General features: G+C 72.4%; 6 protein-coding genes. 2 read left to right on the forward strand and 4 right to left on the reverse strand.

Features of this window, described 5'->3' with window-relative positions; all coding sequences use genetic code 11:
* Positions 1 to 38: 38 nt before the first annotated feature.
* Positions 39 to 167 carry a hypothetical protein gene (locus ETD83_RS45605; protein WP_268920539.1) on the reverse strand — a complete coding sequence of 43 codons (129 nt, stop codon included), beginning with the start codon at positions 165 to 167 and terminating at the stop codon, positions 39 to 41.
* Positions 168 to 522: 355 nt separating this feature from the next.
* The gene (locus ETD83_RS39200) at positions 523 to 1,860 is read right to left on the reverse strand and encodes a coiled-coil domain-containing protein (RefSeq protein WP_138650268.1); all 1,338 of its coding nucleotides are present in this window, start codon (positions 1,858 to 1,860) and stop codon (positions 523 to 525) included.
* A 203-nt stretch (positions 1,861 to 2,063) separates the two neighbouring features.
* Here ETD83_RS39200 and ETD83_RS39205 point away from each other — a divergent pair, with 203 nt between their 5' ends.
* Positions 2,064 to 2,675, forward strand: coding sequence for a hypothetical protein (locus ETD83_RS39205; protein ID WP_138650270.1), 612 nt, complete (start codon positions 2,064 to 2,066; stop codon positions 2,673 to 2,675).
* Positions 2,676 to 2,731: 56 nt separating this feature from the next.
* On the opposite strand, the gene ETD83_RS39210 is transcribed toward ETD83_RS39205, so the two are convergent.
* Positions 2,732 to 3,205, reverse strand: a complete 474-nt coding sequence (locus tag ETD83_RS39210) for a carboxymuconolactone decarboxylase family protein (protein WP_138650271.1) — start codon at positions 3,203 to 3,205, stop codon at positions 2,732 to 2,734.
* Positions 3,206 to 3,292: 87 nt separating this feature from the next.
* A complete protein-coding gene (locus ETD83_RS39215; RefSeq protein ID WP_230421491.1) occupies positions 3,293 to 3,955 on the reverse strand; it encodes a TetR/AcrR family transcriptional regulator in 663 nt (220 codons plus the stop codon).
* A 125-nt stretch (positions 3,956 to 4,080) separates the two neighbouring features.
* Between ETD83_RS39215 and ETD83_RS39220 the strand changes: the two genes are divergently transcribed.
* On the forward strand, positions 4,081 to 5,076 hold a 996-nt coding region (locus tag ETD83_RS39220), incomplete at its 3' end, for an aldo/keto reductase (protein ID WP_138650273.1).

Genomic DNA, 5,076 nt, shown 5'->3' on the forward strand with positions numbered 1-5,076 from the left:
CCCTCCGCTGATAGACCGCCCTCCGGCGACGGTCGTCGTCAGGTGATGATGGGGGCGAGTTTCTGGATCGTGGTGTAGTCGCCGGCGCTGAAGCGGTTCTTGGAGACGGCGACGACCGTCCGTGACTCGACGTCGGCGAACACGCCGTTGCCGCCGCTGCCGCCCACCCGATCACCGTCCGGCCCTCCGCGGGCCAGGGCGCGCCGATGAGGAACCCGAGCGACTTCGCCGACGGGCCGCCGAACATCTCGTCCAGGTCGTCGCGGGCGACGGCCGACAGCTCGCGGAACCGGGACGGCGACACGAGCCGGACGCCTTCGACCTCGTCCATGAGCGCTGCCATCATGCGCGCCACGGCCCGCGCGGACATCGTGCCGCCCGCCGGGATGTCCGCCGCCAGCACGTCGGGACGGTTCCCGAAACCGGCGCTCGGCATCGCCTCCGGCGACCTCCCCGAGGATGTAGCCGAACGACTGGCTGTGGTACCCCGCGCCAGTGGTGGCGGGGCGTCCGACCGGAGGGTCAGTCTTCGGTGGTGCCCTCGTCGCCGCCGGGGTCGTCGGCGTCGTCATCGGCGTCCGCGTCCGGGGCGAGTTCCGGTTCGTCGTGGACGGACCGTCGCGTGGCCTGGTGAACCCGCACGGCCAGGATCGCCCGCGCGAACCGCGCCGCCAGCTCGCCGTCCATGACGTCCGGGACCTGGTCGACGCCGATCAGCGCGCCGGGCTTTGCGGTGACCGCGCCGGACTCGCCCACCCGCACCCCGAGCCCGTCGCCCAGCTCCTCCATCGACGGCAGGTCCAGCGCCGCGCGCAGGGTGTCCTGGAGGGCGCGTGCGGTGGTGGCGTCGCGGTCGATGCGGATCTCGGCGGCGTCCGCGCGCTGCTCGGCCCGCTCGGCGCGGATCTCGGCGGCGTCGGCCCGTTCCTCGGCGCGGTCGGCACGTGTGGCCAGCTCGGTGGCACGTGCCACGACGGAGTCGCGCTCGACGGTCAGTCCCGCGATCTCGCCCTTCGCGGCGGCCAGCTCGGCCCGCAACTGCCGCTCGGCCTCGGTGGTGGCCTCGAGTTTGTCGCGCGCGTCGGTGAGGTCGGCGCGCGTGTTCGCGAGCTCCGTCCGCGCGGTGGCGAGCGCGGTCTGCTCGTTGGTCAGCCGGACGGCCAGGTCGTCGCGTTCCCGTTCGGCGTCCGTGCGGGCCTGATGCTCGGTGCTCCACGCCGTCTCGGCGCGCTTGCGGAGCCCTTCGGCGTGCGCGGCCTCGTTGGCGGAGGTGGCGCGGGCCTGCTGTGACGCACCGGCCTCCTTCCACGCGTTGGCCTCGCTCTCCTGGGCGGCCAAGACGCTGGCCTTCGCCGCCGCCGTGACCTTCTGCAGCTCCTCTTTCGCGTCGGCGGCCTCCTTCAGCGCCGCCTCCGCCTGCGCTTCGGCCTGCAGGGTCCGGTCGTCGGCCTCGGCGGCCTCCGCGCGGGCGCCGCCCGCCTCGGCCAGCGCCTTCTCCGCGCTGTCGAGCACGCCGCGCACCTCGCCGTCCAGCCGCTCACCCAGCGTGGACGCCGTCGCGGCGAGGCGTCCGACCAGGTCCGCGAGATGTTCGACCTCCTTGCCGAACGCCCGGACGGGCGCCGGATCGACCGCGGGGATCGCGCCGCGTTCGACGGACGCCGCCGTCCTCGCGGTCCCGGGCCCGCTGAACACCACGCTCGCCGGCCCGGCGGTCGGCATGTCAGCCGGACCGGAGGCCGGCTCGTCGCCAGGCCCGCCGATCGGCTCCTCGGCCGGCCGGTCGGCCGGACCGTCGCCCTCCAGCCGGAGCGGCGTCGACAGCACACCGTCGTCCGGGACACCCTGATCTTCGTGCACGGGGGCATCCTAGTGAAATGCCCTGATTTGCACCTCCCCCTTGCGAACTGCGTTTACGGGCCGGCCATCCACGCACGGTTGTTGCAATGTGAGGACACGGCGACTCAGGGTAGGAATGTTCGGGCGGCTTTGGCCGGACGGCCCCGTCCGGCCTGGATAGGGCAGAGGTACGCGCGGGGGCGGGAATGCCATTCCAGAGCAGGATGCACGTTCAGCTCGTGCAGGGGACGGCCCTGGACCCCGTCGGGCTGCACGAGGCCGCCGACCGCTGGAGCCGCGAGCTGGCCCCCGGCTCCCGGGGATGGCTCGGCACGACCGCCGGAGTGACCAACGACGGTGAATTCATCTGGATGGCGCGCTTCAAGTCGTCGCGGGCCGCGCACCGCAACGACAAGCGGCGGGCGCAGCGCGAGTGGTGGGAGTCCACGGCCGCGCTCCTCGAAGGCGAGCCCACCGTCCACGACTGCACCGACATCGAGCCGTTCGGAGCAGGCGGCTCGGACGCGGCCGAGTTCGTCCAGATGATCCAGACGCGCGTCCGCGACCGGGAGGCGCTGCGCCCGTTCTGGACGGCCGAGGAAGGGCGCGCCATGGCCGAGGCGCGTCCGGACACCATCGGCGGGCTGTTCATCGTCCACCCGGACGGCGGCTGCACCATCGTGGTCTACTTCACCACCGAGGAGGACGCGCGGGACGGGGAGCGCAGGCCGATGCCGTCCGACCTCAAGGCGTGGCGGGACAACGAGATGTCGCACTACATAGACGACCCCGTCTTCTACGACCTGCGCAACCCCTGGCTGTACTCCCCGACCTGACACGCCCCGGCCGCCGTTGGTGTGGCCCGGCCGCCGGTGGTCCGGCCCGGCCGCCGCTATCCCCACTGGCCGGGCCGGTAGTCGCCCGCGGGCTGGCGGCTGATGACGTTCATGCGGTTGAAGGCGTTGATGCCGGCGATGAGGCACACCAGGGCGGCGAGCTGCTCGTCGTCGTAGTGCTTGGCGGCGTCCGCCCAGGCCCCGTCGGTGACACCGCCGGCGGCGTCCGCGAGCCGGGTGCCCTGCTCGGTGATCTCCAGTGCGGCCCGCTCGGCGGCGGTGAAGACCTTCGCCTCCCGCCGGCACGCGACCAGGTTGAGCCGTACCGAGGTTTCTCCCGCGTGCAGGGCGTCCTTGGTGTGCATGTCAAGGCAGCCACTGCAGCCGTTGATCTGGCTCGCGCGGATCATGCACAGGAACTGGGTCGCGGCGGGCAGGCCCGTGTCCGCCACGGTTCTGCTCGCCGCGACGAGGCGCTTCGCGAACTTCGCCGCGACGGTGTCGCCGTCATAACTCGACCGGGCTTCCATGGTGATCTCCTCGCCGTCGATGCCGATCCACCACGCTGACGACGACGCCCGGACTGATGTGACAGCCGGTCGGATGCGGGCCGCCGGTCAGCGACGCTGGGCGCCGTAGCGGAGCCCGTCGATGAGCAGGGCGACCATGCGCTGGGTGTGGCCGTCGTCGTCCTGGACGGGCAGGGTCATGTTGGCGACGGCACGCAGAAGGTCGTCAGGATCGACATCCGAGCGGATTTCGCCCGCCTGCGCCGCCGCGGCGAGGAGTTCCCCGAGGACGGGCTCGAAGCGCTGCGAGAAGTAGGACGGCAGGCTGTCGTAGGCCGGGTCCCCCGAGTGGAGGGCGGCGCTGAGCCCGCGTTTCGTGCCGATGAACTCCGCGAAGCGCAGCAGCCACCGGGTGAGCGCTTCGACGGGTTCGTGCCGCTCCGCGAGGGCGGGGGCGGCGTCCGCGCACGAGTCGACCTCGTGGCGGAACACGGCGGCGATGAGGTCCGAGCGCTGCGGGAAATGCCGGTAGAGCGTGCCGGCGCCCACGCCCGCCTTGGCGGTGATCTGCCGGACGGGGGCGTCCACGCCGGACGCGGTGAACACCTCGGCGGCCGCGATGAGCAGGGCATCGATGCTGCGCTGCGCGTCGGCCCGCACCCTCCGCAGCGGCTGCCCGCTGTCCGCGCGCTGCCCGCCGTCCGCGCGCTGCCCGCCGTCCGCGCGCTGCTCGCCGTCTGCCGCGGGCTCGTCCGCCGGTCGGCTGGTCACAGGGGCACCCCACTCCGCGCTTGCTAACCGGAACAATGTTCCGTATCGTCATAGGCGGAACATCGTTCCGCTTGCCTCAGCGTAGCGCGCTGCCGCGGGCACCGGCCAACACACGAGGAGAAATCATGAGGTACCGCACGCTCGGCCGAACCGGCATCAAGGTCAGCCCCTACTGCCTGGGCGCGATGATGTTCGGCGCGGTCGGCAACCCCGATCACGACGACTCCGTCCGCATCATCCACAGGGCGCTGGACGCGGGCATCAACTTCGTCGACACCGCCGACTTCTACTCGCACGGCGAGTCCGAGGAGATCGTCGGCAAGGCGCTCAAGGGCCGCCGGGACGACGTCGTCCTCGCGACCAAGGCGCACCTTCCGATGGGCGACGACCCCAACCGCCAGGGCAATTCGCGGCGCTGGCTCGTCCGCGCCCTGGACGACTCGCTGCGCCGCCTGCAGACCGACCACGTCGACCTCTTCCAGGTCCACCGGCCCGCCCCGGACACCGACGTGGAGGAGACCCTCTCCGTCCTCAGCGACCTGATGCGCGCGGGCAAGGTCCGGGCCATCGGCACCTCCACCTTCCCGGCCTCGGACATCGTCGAGGCCCAGTGGGCCGCCGAGCGGCGCGGCCTGGAGCGGTTCCGCGCCGAGCAGCCGCCGTACTCGATCCTCAACCGCGGCATCGAACGCGAGGTGCTGCCCGTCTGCGAGCGCTACGGCATGGGCACCCTGGTGTGGAGCCCGCTCGCGCAGGGCCTGCTCACCGGCCGCTACCGCAAGGACCAGCACACCGACAGCCACCGGGCCGGGTTCGGCTTCAAGCACCTGACCGACGAGCGCCGGCTGGACGCCGTCGAGCAGCTCATCCCCCTCGCCCAGGACGCCGGGATGTCGCTGACGCACCTCGCGATGGCGTTCGCGATCAGCCATCCGGGCGTCACGTCCGCGATCATCGGCCCGCGCACCATGGAGCAGCTCGACGACCTCCTCGCGGGCGCCAAGACGACCCTGTCCGACGAGATCCTCGACCGGATCGACGCCATCGTCCCTCCCGGCACGGACATAGGCACACTGGACGCGTCCTACAACCCGCCCGCCATCGTCCACCCCCACCTACGC

Origin of the sequence: Actinomadura soli (assembly GCF_005889715.1) — a bacterium.
In the GTDB taxonomy this organism is placed as follows: Bacteria; Actinomycetota; Actinomycetes; order Streptosporangiales; family Streptosporangiaceae; genus Spirillospora; species Spirillospora soli.